We start from the raw sequence: 20,945 nt of genomic DNA, 5'->3' as shown, positions 1-20,945 counted from the left end.
CATGGGGGTCTCTGCGATTCGCGGCGCAGCGATAGCGTATGTGCTTGCAGGGTGGGCGCAGCGGCGCGGCGGGTCTGTTCGCTACCGAACAGACCCGCCGGTTGCCGACGCCGCAGACTGGATGTCTGACCGATCCGACCGGCAAGGACACCATGGAAAACCCCTGGCTTCGCGCACTCGCCTTTTTTCGACGCTTGCCCGGGCTCGCCCGACGCTGGCGTTCGCCGCCCCGCTCGTTCACCTACGAAAACCTGCTGCGTTCCGAGCTGTACAGCACCGAACAGATGGCCGAGCACGGAAGCTGGCTCGCCCGCCAGCACCGCCTGAGCCAACTGCCCGCCGACGATGCGCTGCTCGACCGCCTGGCCGATAACGAACAGACCCTTTCCAGCAGTTGCGCCGCCCTCGCCGGCGTTCTGCCCGGCTCGCGGCCGACCATGCCGGCGGTGCAGTGGCTGCTCGACAACTTCTATCTGGTCGAAGCGCATATCCGCATCGCCAAGCGCCACCTGCCCAGTGGCTACAGCCTGCAACTGCCGCGCCTGGACAACGGCCCTTCGGCGGGGCTGCCGCGGGTCTACGACATCGCCCTGGAGACCATCTCCCACGGTGACGGCCGGGTCGACGCGCACAGCCTGAGCCGCTTCGTCGAGGCCTATCAGCAGGTGCACACGCTGACCCTCGGCGAGCTGTGGGCGATCCCGATCATGCTGCGCCTGGCGCTGATCGAGAACCTGCGCCGGGTCGCGGCGCGGGTCATGGCCAACTGGGCCGACCGCGACCTGGCCAACCTCTGGGCCGATCGCCTCGGCGAGATTGCCGAGCGCGATGCCAAGAGCGTGGTGCTGGTGGTGGCGGACATGGCCCGTTCGGCGCCGCCGATGACCGCTGCCTTCGTCGCCGAACTGGCGCGGCGACTGCACGGCCAGAGCGCCACATTGACCCAGCCGCTGGCCTGGATCGAACAGATGCTCGGCGAGTCGGCGCTGAGTATCGAGCGCCTGGTGCAACTCGATGCCCAGCAACAGGCCATCGATCAGGTGTCGATCAGCAACAGCATCGGCAGCCTGCGCCTGCTGTCGAGCACGGACTGGCGGGATTTCGTCGAGCACCTGAGCCAGGTCGAACGGATCCTCGGCGAGGACCCGGCGGCGGTCTATCAGGCCATGGACTTCGCCAGCCGCGATCACTACCGCCATGCCGTCGAACGGCTGGCGCGCCACTGCCTCGCCAGCGAATCGACCGTGGCGCGGCTGGCGGTCGAGCTTGCGCAATCGACGCAGGCCGCGCCGGATGAGCCCTCCGCGCATGTCGGCTATTACCTGACAGGCGCGGGCCGGCCGCTGCTGGAGCAGCGAATTCACGCCTGGGTGCCCATCGGCGAACGCTGGCAGCGTCTGCTGCACCGGGCGCCGTTGGCGTTCTATCTGGTTCCCGCCGCGCTGCTCTCGTGCCTGCTGGGGTGGTATTTCCTACGCGCCATTCAGGTCGATGGCTGGCCGGTGGCGGTCGTTGTCGCGATGGCCATTCCGGTCCTGCTGACCACCAGCCGCCTCGCCCTCGACCTGATCAACTGGCTGGTGACCCTGACGGTGAAACCGTCGTTCCTGCCGCGCCTGGATTACACCCACGGCATCCCCGCCGACGCCCGCACGCTGGTGGTGGTGCCGACCCTGCTGGCCACGGCCGCCGATGTCGAAGAATTGCTGGAGGGGCTCGAAGTATGCTTTCTCGCCAACCGCGATGAACACCTGCACTTCGCCCTGCTCAGCGACTTCATGGACGCCCGCCAGCAGACCCTGGCCGAGGACAGCGAACTGCTCGACCTGGCCAGCGCCGGCATCCGGGCCCTGAACCGCAAGCACCCCGGCACCGACAGCGAACGCTTCTTCCTGCTGCATCGCCCACGGCAGTGGAACGTCGCCGAGCAGCGCTGGATGGGCCACGAGCGCAAACGCGGCAAGCTCGCCGACCTCAATGCCCTGCTGCGCGGCCACGGACGCGAACGGTTCATCGCCATCGTCGGCGACGTGGAGCGCCTGCGCGACGTCCGCTATGTCATCACCCTGGACACCGACACCCAGTTGCCCCGCGATGCCGCCCGGCAGTTCGTCGGCACCCTGCAACACCCGCTGAACCGCCCGCGCTTCGATGAAGCCAGCGGGCGCATCCAGTCCGGCTACGCGATCCTGCAACCGCGCGTCGGCATCAGCCTGCCCAGCGCCTCGCGCTCGGCCTATACCCGGCTGTTCGGCAGCGACGCCGGGGTCGATCCGTATACCCAGGCGGTGTCGGACGTCTATCAGGACCTGTTCCTCAGCGGCTCGTTCATCGGTAAAGGCATCTATGACCTCGACGCCTTCGAGCGGGCGCTGGACGGCTGCTTCGCCGACAACCGCGTGCTCAGCCATGACCTGATCGAAGGCTGCTATGCCCACGCCGGCCTGCTCAGCGATGTGCAGTTGTTCGAGACCTATCCGCCGCGCTACAGCGCCGACATCAAGCGGCGGCACCGCTGGATACGCGGCGACTGGCAGTTGCTGCCCTGGCTGCTGCCGTGGATGCACACCGGCAGCGACGACCCGGCGCACTGCCGGCTCAGCGCGCTGTCGCGCTGGAAGATCGTCGATAACCTGCGCCGCAGCCTGGAACCGGCCGCCCTGCTGACCGTGCTGGCGTGGGGTTGGCTGGCCGCCGCGGCACCGCTGACCTGGACCCTCGCGGTGCTCGGGCTGGCGCTGACCCGGCCGCTGCTCGACAGCCTGCTGGACCTGCGCCACAAAACCACCGATGTGCCGCTCGGCCAGCACCTGCTGGCGGCCCTGCGCACCTCGGGCAGCGGCTTCGCCCGCGCCGGCCTGGCCTTGGCCTGGCTGCCCTTCGAGGCGTGCAACAGCCTCGATGCCATCACCCGCACCCTGTGGCGGCTGTTCGTCAGCAAGCGCCGCTTGTTGCAGTGGAACCCTTCGCGGGAGGAGGAACGCAGCGGGGTCAATACGCTTTGGGCGCTGTACCAGGCGATGTGGGTTGCGCCGACGATTGCGCTGCTGCTGGCGGTTGCGCTATGGCCGCAGCCCGCCACCCTGCTGCTCGCCTCGCCGCTGCTGCTGGCCTGGCTGCTCGGCCCGGCGCTGGCCTGGTGGCTGAGCCGGCCGCAGAGTCGCGCCGCGTTCGCGCCACAGGCCGAAGACCTGCGCTTCCTGCACCGACTCGCCCGTGCCAACTGGGCGTTCTTCGACCAGCATGTCGGCCCCGCGGACAACTGGCTGCCACCTGACAATATCCAGGAGCCGCCCTTCGCCAGCATCGCCCACCGCACCTCGCCGACCAATATCGGCATGGCGCTGCTCTCGCACCTCGCGGCCCATGATTTCGGCTACCTCAGCGCGGAGCGCCTATTCGAGCGCCTGGGCCAGATGTTCGACAGCCTCGACCGCCTTGAACGCTACAAAGGGCATTTCTACAACTGGTACGACACCCAGACCCTGCTGCCGCTGTCGCCGCTGTATGTCTCGGCGGTGGACAGCGGCAACCTCGCCGGGCTGCTGCTGACCTTGCGCCCCGGCCTGCTGGCGATGGCTGATGCGCCGCTGCACGACCAGCGCGTGACCGCCGGCCTGCTGGACAGTGTCGACAGCCTGCTCGACGCCTTCACCGTCGCCGGGCGTGGCACGGAGGAAATCCGGGCCCTGCGCGATGAGGTCCGGGCCGTCCATGGGCAAGCGGACGCCTCGGCGGCGACCCTGTTGCCGCTGTTGGCCGAGCGCCTGCAAGCGCTGATCGGCCAGTACCCGGACGACACCAACGACACGGGATTCTGGTTGCACGCGCTGCACCAACAAGCGCTGGACCTGTCCGCCGAACTGACGCGCCTGCAACTGCCCCCCGGCACTGCCACGCCGCCCGCGTCCTCACTGAGCTGGCGCCAACTGGCCCAGTTGCCGCCTGAACAATGGCCGCACGCCGAGCAGCCGGAGGTGGCCCGGGCGCAAGCCATCGCTCGCCAGCGCATCGCCCAGGCCGAGCACCTAGCCGGGCGCATCACCGCCCTCGCCGAGATGGATTTCAGTTTTCTTTACGACAGCCAGCGTGACCTCTTCGCCATCGGCTACAACGCCGATGAGCACCGCCTCGACAGCGCGTTCTACGACCTGCTCGCCTCGGAAATGCGCCTGACCCATTTCGTGGTCATCGCCCAGGGCCAGGTGCCGCAAGCCTGCTGGTTCGCCCTCGGCCGGCTGCTCACCAGCAATGCCGGAGTGCCGGTGCTGCTGTCCTGGTCCGGTTCGATGTTCGAATACCTGATGCCGCTGCTGGTGATGCCCAGCTACGAAGGCACTCTGCTCGATCAGACCTGCCACGCCGCCGTCACCCGGCAGATCGACCACGGCAACCTGTCGGGCCTGCCCTGGGGAGTGTCGGAGTCGGCGTACAACGCGCTGGACATCCATTTCAACTACCAATACCGCGCCTTTGGCGTACCGGGGCTGGGCCTCAAGCGCGGCCTCGGCGAAGAGCGTGTGGTGGCGCCCTACGCCAGCGCGCTGGCGCTGATGGTCGCGCCGGCGGCGGCCTGCCGCAACCTGCAGCGGCTGCACACGCAAGGGCTGGGCGGACGCTTCGGGCTATACGAGGCCGTGGACTTCACCGAGACACGCCTGCCGCCCGGGCAGGACGCAGTGGTGATCCGTTCATTCATGGCCCACCACCAGGGCATGAGTTTCCTCGCCCTGACCTCGCTGTTGCTGGACCAGCCGATGCAGCGGCGCTTCGCCTCCGACCCGCAGTTCCAGGCCAGCATGCTGCTGTTGCAGGAGCGTGTGCCGAAAACCGCGGCGCAGTACCTGCACAGCGTTCAGGCGCCGAGCCTGGATGTCACCGGCCACAGCGCCGAAACCCGCCTGCGGGTGTTCAGCGAGCCGAACCGTCGTCACCCGGCGGTGCAGTTGCTCTCCAACGGCCGCTACCACGTCATGCTCAGCAACACCGGCAGCGGCTACAGCCGCTGCAACGAGCTGGCCGTCACCCGCTGGCGCGAAGACGCCACTTGCGACAGCCTGGGCAGCTTCTGCTACCTGCGCGACGTCGACAGCGGCGCGTACTGGTCCACCACGTATCAGCCGACGCGGCACACCACCAAACACCAGGAAGCGATCTTCAGCGACGGCCGCGCCGAGTTCCGCGTGCGCGCGCACGACTTCGACTGCCACACCGAAATCGCCGTGTCCCCCGAGGACGATATCGAACTGCGCCGCCTGCACCTGACCAACCACAGCGAGGCGCCGCGCACCCTGGAGCTGACCAGCTACGCCGAAGTGGTGCTGGCGCCGGCCATCAGCGACGCGCTGCACCCGGCCTTCAGCAAACTGTTCGTGCAGACCGAACTGATCCGTCCGCTGCAGGCCATCGTCTGCAACCGGCGGCCGCGCTCGCAACAGGAGGCCGTGCCGTGGATGTGCCATGTGCTGGCGGTGCACGGCGTCGATATCGATGCCATCTCCTATGAAACCGACCGCGCCCGCTTCATCGGCCGTGGCCGCAACCTGTCGGCCCCGGCGGCACTGGACGCCGAGGTCGAAGCGCTGTCCGACAGCGCCGGCGCGGTGCTCGACCCGATTGTCGCGATCCGCTGCCGGATCACCCTGGCGCCCGGCCAGACCGCGACGCTGGATCTGGTCACTGGCGTTGCCAACAGCCGCGACGCCTGCCTGCAACAGATCACCCAGTACCGCGACCGCCACCTCGCCGACCGCGTCTTCGACCTCGCCTGGCCACACAGCCAGGTGCTGCTGCGCCAGCTCAACGGCTCGCTGGCCGATGCCCGGTTGTTCGAGCAGATGGCGGCGTCGGTGATCTACCCCAACGCCAGCCACCGCGCCAGCAGCGCCCTGATCGCCAGCAACCGGCGCAGCCAGTCGGCGTTGTGGGGCCAGGGGCTGTCAGGGGATCTGCCGATCGTGCTGGTGCAGATCGCCGACCCGGCCAATATCCAGTTGGTCAAGCAACTGGTGCTGGCCCATGCCTATTGGCGGCAGAAGGGCCTGATCCTGGACCTGGTGATCTGGAACGAGGACGAGGCCGGCTACCGCCAGCAACTGCAGGAGCTGATCATGGGCGTGGTCACCTCCGGCAGCGAGGCCGCGCTGCTCGATCGTCCGGGCGGCATCTTCGTGCGTCCGGCGCAGCAACTGGGCGAAGAGGACCGCACCTTGACCCTGGCGGTGGCGCGTCTTGTCCTCAACGACAACCTGGGCAGCCTGGCCGAGCAACTGCATCGCCGCCGCTCCGCACCGGCGCCAGCGGCTTTCCAGCCGAATCCGGCGTACGCCAAGCCCGCACCTGCCGCCCATGCGCTGGCGATCGGGCCGGCGCTGCTGCTGGAAAACCCCTATGGCGGCTTCAGTGCCGACGGGCGCGAATACATCATCCCTCTGGTGCCGGGCCGGCCGACGCCGGCGCCGTGGGTCAACGTCCTCGCCAACCCCACTTTCGGCAGCGTGCTATCGGAAGCGGGCAGCGCCTACACCTGGCATGAAAACGCCCACGAATACCGGCTCACGCCCTGGCACAACGACCCGGTCAGCGACCCCGGCGGCGAGGCCATCTACCTGCGTGACGAGGACAGCGGCCACTGCTGGTCGTCCACCCCGCTGCCGTGCCCCGGCCCTGGCCGTTATCGCACGCGTCACGGTTTCGGCTACAGCGTCTTCGAATACGCCGAGGACGGCTTGCGCAGCGAGCTGTGGGTGCATGTCGCGCTGGAGGCGCCGGTCAAGTTCAGCCGGCTCAAACTGCACAATGATTCGCGCCGGACACGGCGGCTGACGGTGACCTGTTTCGTCGAGTGGGTGCTGGGCGACCTGCGCAGCAAGTCGGCCATGCACGTGGTCAGCGAAACCGATCCGGCCAGCGGCGCGCTGTTTGCCCGCAACGCCCACGCCATCGAGTTTTCCGGGCATGTCGCCTTTCTCGATTGCGACCTGCCGTTCCACGGCATCACCTGCGACCGCAGCGAATTCCTCGGCCGCAACGGCGACTGCCAGTCACCCGCGGGGCTGCGCCAGGCGCGCTTGTCGGGGCGCACCGGCGGCGGCCTCGACCCGTGCGCGGCGTTGCAGGTCAGCCTGCTGCTGGAAGCGGGCGAAAGCCGCGAAGTGGTGTTCCGCCTCGGCGCGGAACGCGACGCCAGGGCCGCCAGTCGCTGCGTGGCGCAGTTCCGCGGCCTGCGCGTGGCCATGGACGAGTTCGACAAGGTGCAGGCGTATTGGCGGCGCACCCTGGAGACGGTGCGGGTCGAAACCCCCGAGCCGGCGCTTGATGTGCTGGTCAACGGCTGGTTGATGTACCAGGTGATCGCGTGCCGCTTCTGGGCGCGCAGCGGTTTTTACCAGTCCGGTGGCGCCATCGGTTTTCGCGACCAGTTGCAGGACAGCATGGCGATGGTCCACGCCGCCCCGGCCGCGGCGCGCCAGCACCTGCTGACCTGCGCCGCGCACCAGTACGCCGAAGGCGATGTGCAGCACTGGTGGCATCCGCCATTGCAACGCGGCGTGCGCACCCGCTGCTCGGACGACTTGCTGTGGCTGCCGCTGGCGACCTGCCGTTATGTGCAGGTCAGCGGTGACAGCAGCGTGCTGGACGAGCCGGTCGGCTATATCGAGGGCCGGGCGCTGCACGCCGGTGAAGAATCCTATTACGACCTGCCCGCCCGTTCGCCGCTGGTGGAGAGCCTGTACCAGCATTGCCGGCGCGCCCTCGGCCACGCCTTGCAATGCGGCGTCCATGGCCTGCCGCTGATGGGCAGCGGCGACTGGAACGACGGCATGAACCGGGTCGGCGAGCAGGGGCTGGGCGAAAGTGTCTGGCTGGGCTTCTTCGGCCATGAAGTGCTGCGGGCGTTCGGGCGTCTTGCCCAGCGTCAGGGCGACAGCGAATTCGCCCTGGATTGCGCGCGGCAGGCCACGGCGCTGGCGGAGAATCTGGAAAAACACGCGTGGGACGGCAATTGGTATCGCCGCGCCTGGTTCGACGACGGCCAGGTGTTGGGCTCGGCGGGCAACCAGGAATGCCGGATCGACTCGCTGGCACAAAGCTGGGCGGTGCTCTCCGGCGTCGCCCCGGCCGAGCGCGCCCGTACGGCCATGGCGGCGCTGGACCGCTATCTGGTGCGCCGCGACATCGGCATCGTGCAACTGCTCGACCCTCCCTTCGACCAGGGCAACCTGGACCCCGGCTACATCAAAGGCTACGTCCCCGGCGTGCGCGAGAACGGCGGGCAATACACCCACGCGGCAATCTGGGCGAGCATGGCCTACGCCCGATTGCGCGACAGCGACAAGGCCTGGGAACTGATGCGCCTGATCAACCCGGTACGCCAGGGCTGCGCGGCCCTGATCGATACCTACAAAGTCGAACCCTATGTGATGGCCGCCGATGTCTACGCGGTCACGCCCCATGCCGGACGCGGTGGCTGGAGCTGGTACAGCGGCTCGGCGGGCTGGATGTACCGCCTGATCGTGGAAAGCCTGCTGGGCCTGCACCGTTGCGGCGACACCCTGCGCATCCGCCCGCTGCTGCCCGCTGACTGGCCCGGCTACACCCTGCATTACCGCTTTGGCGACACACCGTACCGGATCGAAGTCCGTAACAGCCTTGATGCCGAACTGAGCCTCAGCTTGGACGGCCAGGCCGTTGCCGGGCCGACCCTGCGCCTGGTCGACGACGGCGTCGCGCATCAGGTGATCGCCCGCTGCCAGCCGTGCCCGGCGCCGGTGCCTTGAGCAAGCCACGATGAGCTAGGCTTGTTGACTCGATCCGCTGCCCAAAGGTACCGAACATGCGCCCCGTACCTGAACCCCGGCACAATCACCTGCTGGCCGCGCTGTCCGATCCGACGTTCGAGCGCCTGCAGCCGCACCTGGAGCACGTCAAACTGCCGCTGGGCAAGGCGATCTACGAGTCCGGCGACACCCTGCGGCATGTCTACTTCCCCACCGACTCGATCGTGTCGCTGCTGTATGTCATGGAGAACGGCGCCTCGGCGGAAATCTCGGTGGTGGGCAATGAAGGGCTGGTCGGCATCGCCCTGTTCATGGGCGGCGAAAGCACCCCCAGCCGCGCCATCGTGCAAAGCGCCGGGCACGCCTATCGCCTGCCGGGACAGCGGCTCAAGGATGAATTCAACCGCCATGGCGAACTGCTGATGCTGATGCTGCGCTACACCCAGGCGCTGATCACCCAGATGGCGCAGACCGCGGTCTGCAACCGCCACCACTCGATCGACCAGCAACTGTGCCGCTGGCTGTTGCTGTCGCTGGATCGCCTGCCGGGCAATCAGTTGTGCATGACCCAGGAGTTGATCGCCAACATGCTCGGCGTCCGCCGCGAGGGTGTGACCGACGCGGCCGGCAAGCTGCAACGGCTGGGCGTTATCGAGTACAGCCGGGGCAATATCACCGTGCTCGACCGGGCCCGTCTGGAACAACTCAGTTGCGAGTGCTACGCCGTGGTGAAAAAGGAAACCGAGCGCCTGCTGCCCTACTCGCCGCCGCCCTGAGGCGACTTTTCAAGCGCACCGGCCCGCCCCGCGCCGCCGTGGGGGCGCCGCAACACTGCGTTCGATCAATGGCTGACGCCTGCCCGATGCTTTAGTCTGGCTGCCGCCGTTCGCCAGGGACGCGTTGCCGAAAAGGGAATCGAAAAATCATGACTGACCGCGAGCACCTTCATCGCCAGGGTTTTCTGCTGCTGCGCCAGGCGGTCCCGGCCGACTGGCTGGAGCACCTGCGTGCCGTGTTCGATGCCGGGGTGAAACCCTCGGACCAGTGGCCCGTGCCACGCGGCGCGGACTGGCACCATTCGCAACTGGACGCTGACGCGCAGGTTCAGGCAGTGTGCCGCCTGCCGGCGTTGCTGGCGGTGGTGGGCGAGTTGATCGGCGAGCGGTTCTTCCTCGCCCAGGTCGAAGGCCGCGCCCCGCTCGCCGGTGGCGGTCAGCAGAAGCTGCACCGCGACCTCTCGGCCCAGCGCCCCGGCGACACCGTGGGGGCGATGGTCTATCTCGACGACTACAGCCCCGCCAACGGCGCGACCCGTATCGTCCCCGGCAGCCATCGCCCGGCGCCGGAAGAAGCGCCCTTCGATTTCGCTGACGAATCCGGGGCCGTGCAACTTTCAGGCAGCGCGGGGGACATTCTGGTGTTCGATGTCGACCTGGTGCATGCCGGCAGCCTGAACGTAAGCGGTGCCAATCGCCGTTCGCTGCTGATCAACTATTTCGCCGAGCCGTTGTACCCGATGCATCAGGAGACGGCGGCGCTGCGCGGTGTAACGATGGATACCAGTGATCGTTTTGAGCCTGGGGATTTTGGATTTTTTGGGGTGTGAGATCGGGCGCTCAGTTTGAAGAGCCCCACCCCACTCATGAACAACCCTCATCACTCCTATCTGATTCCTCCGGCTAATCACGCCAATTCCCCGCTGATAGATTGACGAAGTGCACACCGCACCCATCAATCCAGATGCCCAGGGGGATCGTCATGAAACGCCTCGCCGCCACGGCGTTATCGCTGTCATTGCTCGCCCTCGACGCCAGCGCCGAGGAAAAACCCGTGCTCACCGTCACACCCAACGGCTCGCAGCCGTCGGCCAAGGGGCCCGCCGATTACTTCACCGGCACCGTTCGCGTCGACGCGCCGTTCAAGGGCACGGATAACGCCCGGGTCAGTGGCGCCACCGTAACCTTCGAACCCGGCGCCCGTACCGCCTGGCACACCCACCCGCTGGGCCAGACCTTGATCGTGACCGCAGGCACCGGCCTGGTCCAGCAACTGGGCCAACCCGTACGCGCCATCAGGCCCGGCGACACCGTGTGGATTCCGCCGAACGTCAAGCACTGGCACGGCGCGACCGCGACCACCGCCATGACCCATATCGCCATTGCCGAAGTGCTCGACGGCAAGGTGGTCGAGTGGATGGAACAGGTCAGCGATGACCATTACGGCCAACGCCGGGAGCAGTGAGGTGTCCATGAAAAAGCCCAACACCGTCACAGTCGTTATCGGCGCCGGCTCGATCGGTCTGGCAATTGCCCGCCGCGTGAGCGCCGGCAGGCACGTCGTGCTGGCCGACCTGCGCCAGGAAAACGCCGACGCCGCAGCCGGGGTGTTGCTCGATGGCGGATTCGAGGTGACCACCGCCGCGGTCGATGTAGCCTCGCGGGAGTCGGTGCAAGCCCTGGTTCAACTGGCGAGCGCCCTCGGTGAGATCACCGGTGTGATTCACGCCGCCGGCGTTTCACCGTCGCAAGCACCGGTGGCAACCATCCTGCGCGTCGACCTGTACGGCACCGCGCTGGTGCTGGAGCTGTTCGGCGATGTGATCGCCGAGGGCGGCGCGGGAATCGTGATCGCCTCGCAATCCGGCCATCGCCTGCCCGCCCTGACGCCCGAACAGAACACCGCGCTGGCGACCACACCGGTCGAGGAACTGCTGGCACTGCCGATGCTGCAGGCCGACACGGTGACCGACCCGTTGCACGCCTATCAGCTCTCCAAACGCGGCAACTCGCTGCGGGTGATGGCCGAAGCCGTGCGCTGGGGCAAGCGCGGGGCACGGGTCAACACTATCAGCCCTGGCATCATCTTCACCCCGCTGGCCCGGGACGAACTGAACGGCCCGCGCGGCGAAGGCTACCGGCGCATGATCGCCCTCAGCGCCGCCGGGCGCGGCGGCACACCAGATGAAGTGGCGGCTGTAGCGGCACTGCTGATGGGGCCTGAGGGGACATTCATCACCGGCAGCGATTTCCTCATGGATGGCGGCGTCACCGCGGCTTACTGGTACGGCGATCTGGCGGCGGGATGATTCGGCGGTTGCCGGCGCCGGTTAAAGGCCGCTGAGCCGTGGCCGATACCTAGCGATCGACCCTCCAGGAATCACCTGCAATGAAGCAAAAACTGATGCTGCTGAGCGTGCTCGCAGCACTCTCGATGAACGCCGCAGCCGCCAAAGTGACAACGATCGACGCGATCGAACAGGTCGAAGGCATCATGAACTGCCTGGACGAAACATCGGCCAAGGCCCTCGCCCAGGCCTGGGCGCAGGGTGGTTACGAAGGCGCGGACGATTACATCGTCGAGCACCGGGATAACTGCTCGTCGATTCCGCCACGGGAATCCCTCACGTATTCGATCGACCTGTCCACCGCCCATGACGGCATCGTCAAACTGGATGCCGAGACACTGGAAACCTCTCTGTGGGTGCCGATCAAGGCCATCATGGGCGACCTGTACGCAAAATTCGGCCAGGAACCCGGCGCCGCCACCGACCTGCTGGAAATCGAGCTGTTCACGCCCGTGGACGGCCTGTACCTGAGCCGTGGCGTCGTGGACCGCGAGACCGATGCCGTGCAATTCGTTTACCTGCACGGCGGGCAAGTCCATCTGATGTGGTACAACCCGAAAACCAACAAGATCCTGCTGACCCACGAGGCGGGCAACGCCAGCTATGACGCGGCCACCAGGACGCTGGTCATGGACCAGGCCGGGACGGCGAAGCGCTTGACCTACACCCTGCCCGACGCCCACGAGCCGCTGCGATTCCGCACCAACGACCATCCGGAAATGGGCAAGTACATCCCCACCACCAGCCTCGACCGCTTCAACAACGCGATGCTGCTCCAGACCTTCCCGGCCTCGATCGAGAACCCGATGGCGAGGAACCTGCGGCTGTTCACGTTGATGGCGAACTCGGCGCTGCACCCGTAACTGACGCCCGACGCGGGGCCCGCTGAGGTGCCGCGTCAGGCCTTGCGCCTCGAATTGATCTGATAATCGTTATCATTTATGGTGCGCGCATCGCACCGGAGGGTTTACCCGTGATGAACGATGATCTGAGTCAGGTCTATACCGAGCACAATGGCTGGCTCAAGCAGTGGTTGTACCGTCGATTGGGCTGCTCGGCGCAGGCTGCCGATCTGGCACAGGACACCTTCCTGCGGATTCTCCAGGCGCAACAAAAGGCCGGCGCCAGCCTGAGCCTGCAACGGCCACGGGCCTACCTGACCACTGTGGGCCGGCGTCTGGTGTATGACCATTTTCGTCGGCAATCGCTGGAACGGGCCTACCTGGAATTGCTCGCGCAACTGCCCGAGGCCTTCGACCTTTCCGAAGAAGAACGTTTTTCGCTGCAGGAAACCCTGCAGCAACTGGATGCCCTGCTCGATACCCTCAAACCGATCGTGCGTTCGGTGTTTCTGCTGGTTCAACTGGAGGGTCTGACCTACGTGCAGGTCGCCCAGCGCCTGGGCATCGGCGAGCGCACGGTCAAGCGCCACATGGCTAGCGCAGTCGAAGCCTGCATCCTGTTCGAAGACGATTTCTGATGCACGCCAACCGGTCACGCATCAGCCCGGAAGTGGCCCGGCAAGCCGCCAGTTGGTACATGTTGATGCTCGACGAGAATGCCAGCCCCGCAGAACGCGACGCCTGCGCGCGCTGGCGCGCCGCTGCCCCCGAGCACGAACGGGCCTGGCTGAAAGCGCAGCGTGTGCAAGCCCAATTGGGGCTGCTGCCACAACGCCTGGCGATGGGCACGCTCAACCGCGAGCGGCGGCAAACGCTCAAACAACTGCTGGTGTTGGCCATCGTCGCGCCGCTGGGTTATGCGGGCTATCGACAGGTCGTACCAGCCGCTTCCCACACCACCGCCGTCGGCGAGCACCGGCGGGTGGAACTGGCGGACGGCACCGTTCTGGACCTGAACACCAACAGCGCCGTGGACGTGAACTTCGATCCGGAGCAACGACTGATCCGCCTGCTGCGCGGCGAGATCCTCGTCGACAGCGGTGCCGATGCCCACAGTGTTCGCCATCGACCATTACGCGTTGCCAGCAACGAGGGCCTGATGGAGGCCCTGGGTACGCGCTTTCTGGTCCGCCAGCGTGACGGCAGTACGCAATTGGCCGTGTTCGAAGGCGCGGTGCGGGTGACACCGGCCCATGGACTGCAGCAGGTCATCGAGGCGGGCCAGCAGGTCGATTTCAGTCGTCAGGGGTCGGGGGCGGTAGCGGCGGCTCGCGAGCAGGACAGCCTGTGGACCCGTGGCCGGTTGATCGCAGAAGAGATGCCCTTGAGTGAGTTCCTCAATGAGCTGGGGCGTTACCGCCACGGTTGGCTGCGGTGCGCCCCAGAGGTTGCGCGGCTGCCGATCAGCGGGGCATTCCAGCTTGAAAAGACCGACCAGATCCTCGCCGCGCTACCCGCCACGCTCCCGGTGCATGTCGAGTACCGGACGCGCTATTGGGTCACCGTCACCGCCCGTTGAAAATGTTTGGCCCGTTTCCCACCGCTCATCAGTCCTTAGATATGACACTGCCACATACATAGGGACACCTTATCCATGATTCACGCTTCCACCCCGGTCAGCCCGACCGTGCCAGCCCTCGATAAACCCTGCGCGCCCCGCTATCGGCGGATGCTGGCCTTGAGCGCTCTGACACTCGCCTTGCAGGGGCTGGGGGTCTATGCCTGGGCGGCGCCGATTCAGGCGCCGCAAGCCTACAGCATCGGTTCCGGCAGCCTGGCTCAGGTGCTGGCCCGGTTCGCCAGCGAAGGCGGGATCACCTTGCAGTACACCCCTGAACTGGCCCGTGGCCTGTCCAGCCCGGGCCTGGAAGGACGCTACGGTATCGAAGAGGGATTCCTGCGGGTGCTTGCCGGCACCGGTTTGCAGGTCATACGCCGTGGGGACGGCGTCTATGGCCTGGAACCTGCGCCGCTGAACACACCGGCCGGGGCCTTGAACCTGGAGCCGTTGAGCATCACCGGTCGGCAAATCGATGCGACCACCGAGAACTCCGGTAGCTACACGTCCAGCGCGGTCACCATCGGCAAGTCGGCGCACCGCCTGAAGGACATCCCGCAGTCGGTCAGCGTGGTGACGCGCAAGGCCATGGACGACCAACGCCTCGACACCCTGGATGAAGTGCTGGAGAAAACCACTGGCGTCACCACGTTCCAGAGCCCGTCCGGCGGCAAGTACATCTACTCGCGCGGCTTCGAGGTGGAGACCATCCAGTACGACGGCGTCCCGCTCGATCGCCGCTACTACGCCATCGGCAGCAGCTTCACCTCCGACACCCTGCTGTATGACCGCATCGAAGTCCTGCGTGGCGCCAACGGCCTGTTGCAAGGCAGCGGCAACCCCGGCGCAGCCATCAACCTGGTGCGCAAACGCCCGAAAGCCGAAGCCGCGCTCTCCGTGACCGCCAGCGCCGGCTCCTGGGACACCTATCGCCAGACCCTCGACGCCAGCGCCCCGCTCAGCGCCGACGGTGCGTTGCGCGGCCGCTTTGTGGCCGCCCACGAAGACCAGAACTACTTCTATGACACCGCCGAAAGCCGCAAGAACGTTCTCTACGGCATCCTCGAATACGACCTCAGCGACGCCACCACCCTCGCCGCCGGTGTGAGCGTGGAAGACCTGCATGCCGTGCCGTTTTTCAGCGGCCTGCCGCGCAACAAGGACGGCAGTGCCGTGAACGCGGGGCGTTCCACCTTCACCGGCGCCGACTGGAACAAATGGGACAACAAGCAGACCACCTACTTCGCCGATATCACCCATGACTTCAACGAAGACTGGCGGCTGAAAGCCTCCGGCAGTTACATCCGCGAAACCAACTACATCCTCTACAGCTTCGGCCGCGGTTCCGTCGACCCGGCCACCGGCGACGGCATGCGCTCGCGCGCCTACCTCTACGACTTCGAAAACGTCAACAAAGGCGCTGACATCAACCTCACCGGCAAATGGCGCGCCTTCGACCTCGAACACGAAGTGGTGATGGGCGCCAACGCCAGCGACCTGAAGACCGATGACCTGCAGGGCGGCCTGCTCAACCTCGGCGCGATCAACCTCTACGATCCGGTGTCGCCACAGAAACCCACCATGGAGCAATTGCTGGGCACCACGTATGCCGGCACGTCCAGGGGCAAGATCAGCCAGAACGGCGTTTATGGCGTGGTGCGCTACAAGCTGACGGAGCCACTGACCCTGGTCCTGGGCGGGCGGGCCAGCAACTACAAATACGACTACGAACTACACCGCTTCAACACCGGCTCACCCACCCCGGCCCACGCCAGGGAAAGCGGCGAGTTCACGCCGTATGGCGGGCTGATCTACGCGCTGAACGATCAGTGGTCGACCTATGTGAGCTACGCCGACATCTTCAAACCGCAAACGGAACTGAGCGAAGACAGCGCCGCGCTGAAACCGCTTGAAGGCTCCAACTACGAGATAGGTTTGAAAGGCGAACTGTTCGACGGCCGCGTCAACACCAGCTTCGCGGTGTTCCGCGTCGATCAGAAAAACCGCGCCCAGTACGACTACAACTCCGTGTGCGGGCAGAACGGCGAAGACAACTGTTATGTGTCCGGCGGCAAGGTGCGCGCTGAAGGTTTCGATGCGGAAATCAGCGGTGAAGTGCTGGCCGGCCTGCAACTCTTCGCGGGTTATACCTACACCACCACCGAGTACCTCAACGACCCGGGCGATGGCACCTCCGCGTCGGGTGCGACCTTCAACAGCTACACCCCGCGCCATATGCTGCGGTTCTGGGCTGACTACACGTTGCCGGATGATCTGGACCAGTGGACCGTCGGAGGTGGCGCCAGCATCCAGAGCCGCAACTACCACTCCAACTTCGGCGGGACTGACGGCGTCGGCGACATCGAACAGGCGGGCTACGCCATCTGGAACGCCCGCCTCGCCTACCAGATCAACAAGAACTTCAGCGTCGCCCTGAACGGCAACAACCTGTTCGACAAGAAGTACTACTCCACCATCGGCTGGCTGTACGCGGCCAACCACTACGGTGATCCGCGCAACTACACGGTAACGCTCAAGGCCGACTTCTGAGGCTGACGGTCGGGCGGCAAACCCTCTGACGCGGTGTCAGAGGGTTTGCGGGGGTTGGGGACTCGGCAACCCTACTCGGCCACCGCATAGCGGAACTGTTCCCCGCTCTCGTCCCGGTCGTACACCTTCTGCCCCGCCACGTAGGTGGCCCGTACGGCGCGGTCGTCGCCCAGGATCATGAGGAGGAACAACGTTTCGTTGATGTCCTTGCTGAACTGGCTGCGAAACGCCATGAGCGGTGTCGCTTTCTTGTCGAGTATCACCAGGTCGGCTTCAAACCCTATGCCGACGGTGCCTATCTGCTTGTCCAGGTACAGCGCCTCGGCGCTGCCGCGAGTGGCCAGGTAAAAAGCCTGAATGGCGTTGAGGCGAGTCTGGTTGAGTTGCGCAACCTTGTAGGCCTCGTTCAGGGTTTGGAGCTGGCTGAAGCTGGTCCCCGCCCCCACATCGGTGCCCAGCCCGACGCGCACCGGCCGGGCCGGATTCTTCGCATCGAACAACTTGAACAGGCCGCTGCCCAGGAACAGGTTTGACGTGGGGCAATGGGCAAGCGCCGCCCCCGTCTGGTGGCAGGTACAAAAATCCTCTTCGGTCAGGTGTACGCCATGCCCGTACACCGAGCGCTCGCGCACGATGCCCGCGTTCTGGTAGACGTCCAGGTAACTCTTGCGCTCTGGAAACAGCTCCAGCACCCATTTGATCTCATCGAGGTTTTCGCACAGGTGGGTCTGGATGTAGGCATCGGGATGTTCCCTCGCCAGTGTGCCGCATACATCCAGTTGCGCCTGCGTACTGGTGGGTGCGAAACGCGGCGTGATGCAGTAGTGCTGGCGGCCCTTCTTGTGCCAGCGCTTGATCAGTTGCGTGCTTTCATCGTAGCCCTGCTGGGCAGTGTCGAGCAGGGCTGGCGGGGCGTTGCGGTCCATCAGCACCTTGCCGGCGATCATGCGGGTGTTGAAGCGCTGGGATTCACCGAAAAACGCATCCACCGATTGCGGGTGCACCGTGCAGTAGACCACCGCCGTGGTCGTGCCGCAGCGCAGCAGCTCGCGCAGGAACACCCCGGCCACGTGCTCGGCGTGCGCTTGCGCGGCGAAGTTCTGTTCGGCCACGAAGGTGTATTTGTTCAGCCACTCCAACAACTGCTCGCCGAAGGCGCCGATCATTTCCGTTTGCGGGTAATGGATGTGTGTGTCAATGAAGCCCGCCGAAATGATCGCGTCAGGGTAATGCACCGGGGTAACGCCCTGCGGCAGCCGGGCGAGCACCTCGCTGGCCGGCCCCAGGTCAGTGATCTTGCCGGCTTCGATCACGACCACGGCGTCGGGTATGTACACCATGCAGTCTTCAGGCGAGTTCAGAAACGGGTCTGCCTTGAACGTGACAACGTCACCTCGCAATGCTGAAACGGTAGCCATGCGTGTGCCCTCCATGTAGTGGTGCCCCGATGTCTCAGGCCTTGGGATAGGATTCGCGAAGAACGAACGACAGTACCAGGGCGATACCGAGCGCAATGAGGATCGGCTCGCCCGCATACTGGGCCAACGCCGTGGTCTGCGGCAGCAGCCCCGAGGCTTCGCCGGACACCACCCGCGAGCCGGGTGAGGAAATCATGAAACCGCCCGCAATGAAGGCCAGGCCATTGACGAAGGCTGCCGAGGTGCCGATCAGTTGCGGCGGCACCACATCGCTGGCCGAGCTGAAGGTAATCATGTGCGCCGCGTTTGCGACGCCGAAAATGAAGTTCAAGCCCATCGCGATTGGCACGGGGATACCGGGCACGTACAGCAGCGCCAGTGCGCACAGCAGTTGCACCAGGGTGCCGCCAATAATGAGCGGTTTACGCTTTTTCATTTTGTCGGACATGGCCGGCAATATCAGGCAGCCGACAGCCAGGCCCAGCCACAGCAACGATGAACTGAACGCAGCCGTCGCCGGACTGGCGCCCAGGGTCACCATCAGTTTGGGCGCCCACACCACGCCGGCCGCCAGCAAACTGCCAAACAGGGCCGAACAGATAAGCGCGCTGACCCACACGTGAGGGATTCTCGCGACGTCCAACAGCGCCGCTACAACCGAGCCCACGAACTTTCCGGCGCCACCGGAAGCCTCACTGTGCACGGGCTGAGGGTTGCGCAAATAAATGAAGGCCAGCACCGTCAGTACAATGCCCCCCGCCCCGATATAGTTGAATAACGCGCGCCATTGCATGGCACTTAATGCGTACTCCAGGGCATTGACTGAAAACGCCGAAGACAGCGACGCGCAGAATTGCACCAGGCCGAACATAAGGCCGAACTTCGCCATGCCGAACCACTGCCCACCAATGTAGCCAGCCCCGACAAAACCCGTGCAGGCACCTAATGCCATGACGAACTGCGACAACAGCAGCATTGAATAGGACGATGCGTTGGCAAAGATGAAAACACCCACGGTCACCAGCGCGACCGACACCGGTAAAACCTTGTGCGCGCCCAGACGATCGAGCAACGCCCCGCCGAAAAACTGGCAAATGGCGAACACCCATGTATAGGTCGCGGCAATGGCGGTGATCTGGGTAACGGTAAGTGTCAGACTTTGCTGGATCTCCGGGTTAACGATTGAATAACCCGTTTGTACGCTGAACAAGTAGATAACGAACGCAACGGCGATACACCACACCCACCATGCCCGCGCCCCGCCAAGCGTTGTTGTGCCATGCGTCTCAGAGGCTGAGCTTCCTGTTATTTCTGCCATCTCCGTTCCCCTTCTTATGTAGCTCGATATGCCACGCGGTGGACGGGCGCCTGTTTCAGATGCCCCTGTTGCCGAAGAACCTTGAGCATAGTCATATCCAGGCGGGACGCTAGGACTCAGGTAAGGGAAAAAGATGGCCGGCCACGACGTGATTATTTCTGAGTCTGGACGCTATTCTCGAAACACTATGGGCAAAGAAGTCGAGTGTGCAAACAGCGGGGTCAACTGTGAACCTGGTCACACTACGGAAATGAATTTCTATCTCGCCACACGACAATTCAAGCAACTTCCGCATGCAACAGAGCACGGTACTCCAACGTTCAAAGCGGCTGCTTTTTCCAGTTCCAGCCAAACGTTTCGGCGCAAGGGGCCAACCAATGGCGCAGGTGTGGGTTATTCGCCAACGTCGAGGATTCAACACCGCGGGCACCGATATTGGCGTGGCGCAAAAAGCGCACATCCAGGCTCTGTTCCAGCCGTTCGACCCACTGCGGAAAATCCATGATGCTCGCCAGGCGCGGCCACTTTATGAGTTTTCGATAACGCAATTGGGCTGAATCAATGCGCATATCGTCGTTCGAGCGCCACTGGGCCAGATAGAGGTTGTCATTACGCTCAAGTTGCACACGCCAGTGTCCCCAGGAAGGAACGGTCAGCTCGAGCTTCACACTTTCAGGCCGCAAACTGTTGCGCTTGTAGAACCAGTACTCGATAGGCTCGTTGCTCAGCACAACGGAGAACGTGCTGTCGTGCGGAATATTTCCCAACTCGAACAAGGCAAACCATTGGGCGGCCTCTGACTGGCTGAGATCATTCGGCATACCTACTCCTTAATTGCGGAACTGAAAAAACCGTGAATACATCCATCTCTTTTCTCTCTTCGGGCCGCTGTGTGTTTGCCAAAACCACGGCGCAGTCCTTGTCAGGTAGCATGGCGGGCATGCCTTGCCAGGAATGAAGTGGAAAAAACATGAACCGTCGTAAAAAGATCAAACAGCTTTTAAAAGCGCATGCAAAAAAAGCCAGCGCCAAACTGGCGCCCAAGAGCAAACCTCAATACATCAGCAAGGCTGACCGACTGAAACTGGCCGCGCAATCCCCGCAGGACGACACGCCTCCTCCCGAAAGCTGAGCACCCGCCCCGCCAGTCTCTTGCAGACCCTCCCGAACCCCGTATTGCGCCGAACGGCGGGGGCGGCAGTTCCCGGCGCAGGTAGATTTGCGAACGATTCTTAATCACTATATTCTTCGCGCTTTCCCGCCGGGCCCTGCCGGCTTCTGAACACGTGAGGTTC

13 protein-coding genes are annotated in these 20,945 nt (G+C 64.9%); 10 read left to right on the top strand and 3 right to left on the bottom strand.

Going from position 1 to position 20,945, the window contains the following annotated elements; all coding sequences use genetic code 11:
* Positions 1–152: 152 nt before the first annotated feature.
* The 9 genes from NTD88_RS10980 to NTD88_RS10940 all read left to right on the top strand — a co-directional run bounded on the left by NTD88_RS10980 (position 153) and on the right by NTD88_RS10940 (position 16,914).
* The gene (locus tag NTD88_RS10980) at positions 153–8,780 is read left to right on the top strand and encodes a glycoside hydrolase family 94 protein (RefSeq protein ID WP_262155185.1); all 8,628 of its coding nucleotides are present in this window, start codon (positions 153–155) and stop codon (positions 8,778–8,780) included.
* 56 nt (positions 8,781–8,836) lie between these two features.
* The gene (locus NTD88_RS10975) at positions 8,837–9,556 is read left to right on the top strand and encodes a Crp/Fnr family transcriptional regulator (protein WP_262155164.1); all 720 of its coding nucleotides are present in this window, start codon (positions 8,837–8,839) and stop codon (positions 9,554–9,556) included.
* Positions 9,557–9,705: 149 nt separating this feature from the next.
* Positions 9,706–10,386, top strand: a complete 681-nt coding sequence (locus NTD88_RS10970) for a phytanoyl-CoA dioxygenase family protein (RefSeq protein ID WP_262155165.1) — start codon at positions 9,706–9,708, stop codon at positions 10,384–10,386.
* Positions 10,387–10,538: 152 nt separating this feature from the next.
* A complete protein-coding gene (locus NTD88_RS10965) occupies positions 10,539–11,021 on the top strand; it encodes a cupin domain-containing protein (protein WP_262155166.1) in 483 nt (160 codons plus the stop codon).
* Positions 11,022–11,028: 7 nt separating this feature from the next.
* Positions 11,029–11,865 (top strand): SDR family oxidoreductase, encoded by an 837-nt coding sequence (locus NTD88_RS10960; protein WP_262155167.1) that lies wholly within the window; start codon positions 11,029–11,031, stop codon positions 11,863–11,865.
* An 80-nt stretch (positions 11,866–11,945) separates the two neighbouring features.
* Positions 11,946–12,767, top strand: coding sequence for a hypothetical protein (locus tag NTD88_RS10955; protein WP_262155168.1), 822 nt, complete (start codon positions 11,946–11,948; stop codon positions 12,765–12,767).
* Between the two features lie 113 nt (positions 12,768–12,880).
* Positions 12,881–13,384, top strand: a complete 504-nt coding sequence (locus NTD88_RS10950) for a sigma-70 family RNA polymerase sigma factor (RefSeq protein WP_095155275.1) — start codon at positions 12,881–12,883, stop codon at positions 13,382–13,384.
* Positions 13,384–14,325 (top strand): FecR domain-containing protein, encoded by a 942-nt coding sequence (locus tag NTD88_RS10945; protein ID WP_262155169.1) that lies wholly within the window; start codon positions 13,384–13,386, stop codon positions 14,323–14,325. Before NTD88_RS10950 ends, NTD88_RS10945 begins: the two co-directional genes overlap by 1 nt.
* 75 nt (positions 14,326–14,400) lie before the next feature.
* Positions 14,401–16,914: a TonB-dependent siderophore receptor gene (locus NTD88_RS10940; protein WP_262155170.1), complete on the top strand. Its 2,514-nt coding sequence runs from the start codon at positions 14,401–14,403 to the stop codon at positions 16,912–16,914.
* 71 nt (positions 16,915–16,985) lie between these two features.
* Here NTD88_RS10940 and guaD read toward each other — a convergent pair whose 3' ends face one another.
* The 3 genes from guaD to NTD88_RS10925 all read right to left on the bottom strand — a co-directional run bounded on the left by guaD (position 16,986) and on the right by NTD88_RS10925 (position 20,471).
* A complete protein-coding gene (gene guaD, locus NTD88_RS10935; RefSeq protein WP_262155171.1) occupies positions 16,986–18,332 on the bottom strand; it encodes a guanine deaminase in 1,347 nt (448 codons plus the stop codon).
* Between the two features lie 34 nt (positions 18,333–18,366).
* Entirely contained in the window at positions 18,367–19,650 is a 1,284-nt protein-coding gene (locus NTD88_RS10930; RefSeq protein WP_262155172.1) for an MFS transporter, read from the bottom strand.
* A gap of 320 nt (positions 19,651–19,970) precedes the next feature.
* Positions 19,971–20,471 carry a hypothetical protein gene (locus NTD88_RS10925; RefSeq protein ID WP_262155173.1) on the bottom strand — a complete coding sequence of 167 codons (501 nt, stop codon included), beginning with the start codon at positions 20,469–20,471 and terminating at the stop codon, positions 19,971–19,973.
* 149 nt (positions 20,472–20,620) lie between these two features.
* Between NTD88_RS10925 and NTD88_RS10920 the strand changes: the two genes are divergently transcribed.
* Entirely contained in the window at positions 20,621–20,782 is a 162-nt protein-coding gene (locus NTD88_RS10920) for a DUF2986 domain-containing protein (RefSeq protein ID WP_095155281.1), read from the top strand.
* Positions 20,783–20,945 lie beyond the last annotated feature (163 nt).

It is taken from the genome of Pseudomonas sp. 20P_3.2_Bac5, from assembly GCF_025466035.1.
GTDB lineage: Bacteria > Pseudomonadota > Gammaproteobacteria > Pseudomonadales > Pseudomonadaceae > Aquipseudomonas.
Note: the sequence above shows the minus strand (reverse complement) of the source record. Positions and strands in the feature narration are given on the sequence as shown.

Excerpts from the sequence above, each read along its gene's own strand:
- NTD88_RS10980 (WP_262155185.1), top strand. The coding sequence starts at position 153 with ATGGAAAACCCCTGGCTTCGCGCACTCGCCTTTTTTCGACGCTTGCCC.
- NTD88_RS10975 (WP_262155164.1), top strand. The coding sequence starts at position 8,837 with ATGCGCCCCGTACCTGAACCCCGGCACAATCACCTGCTGGCCGCGCTG.
- NTD88_RS10970 (WP_262155165.1), top strand. The coding sequence starts at position 9,706 with ATGACTGACCGCGAGCACCTTCATCGCCAGGGTTTTCTGCTGCTGCGC.
- NTD88_RS10965 (WP_262155166.1), top strand. The coding sequence starts at position 10,539 with ATGAAACGCCTCGCCGCCACGGCGTTATCGCTGTCATTGCTCGCCCTC.
- NTD88_RS10960 (WP_262155167.1), top strand. The coding sequence starts at position 11,029 with ATGAAAAAGCCCAACACCGTCACAGTCGTTATCGGCGCCGGCTCGATC.
- NTD88_RS10955 (WP_262155168.1), top strand. The coding sequence starts at position 11,946 with ATGAAGCAAAAACTGATGCTGCTGAGCGTGCTCGCAGCACTCTCGATG.
- NTD88_RS10950 (WP_095155275.1), top strand. The coding sequence starts at position 12,881 with ATGAACGATGATCTGAGTCAGGTCTATACCGAGCACAATGGCTGGCTC.
- NTD88_RS10945 (WP_262155169.1), top strand. The coding sequence starts at position 13,384 with ATGCACGCCAACCGGTCACGCATCAGCCCGGAAGTGGCCCGGCAAGCC.
- NTD88_RS10940 (WP_262155170.1), top strand. The coding sequence starts at position 14,401 with ATGATTCACGCTTCCACCCCGGTCAGCCCGACCGTGCCAGCCCTCGAT.
- guaD (WP_262155171.1), bottom strand. The coding sequence starts at position 18,332 with ATGGCTACCGTTTCAGCATTGCGAGGTGACGTTGTCACGTTCAAGGCA.
- NTD88_RS10930 (WP_262155172.1), bottom strand. The coding sequence starts at position 19,650 with ATGGCAGAAATAACAGGAAGCTCAGCCTCTGAGACGCATGGCACAACA.
- NTD88_RS10925 (WP_262155173.1), bottom strand. The coding sequence starts at position 20,471 with ATGCCGAATGATCTCAGCCAGTCAGAGGCCGCCCAATGGTTTGCCTTG.
- NTD88_RS10920 (WP_095155281.1), top strand. The coding sequence starts at position 20,621 with ATGAACCGTCGTAAAAAGATCAAACAGCTTTTAAAAGCGCATGCAAAA.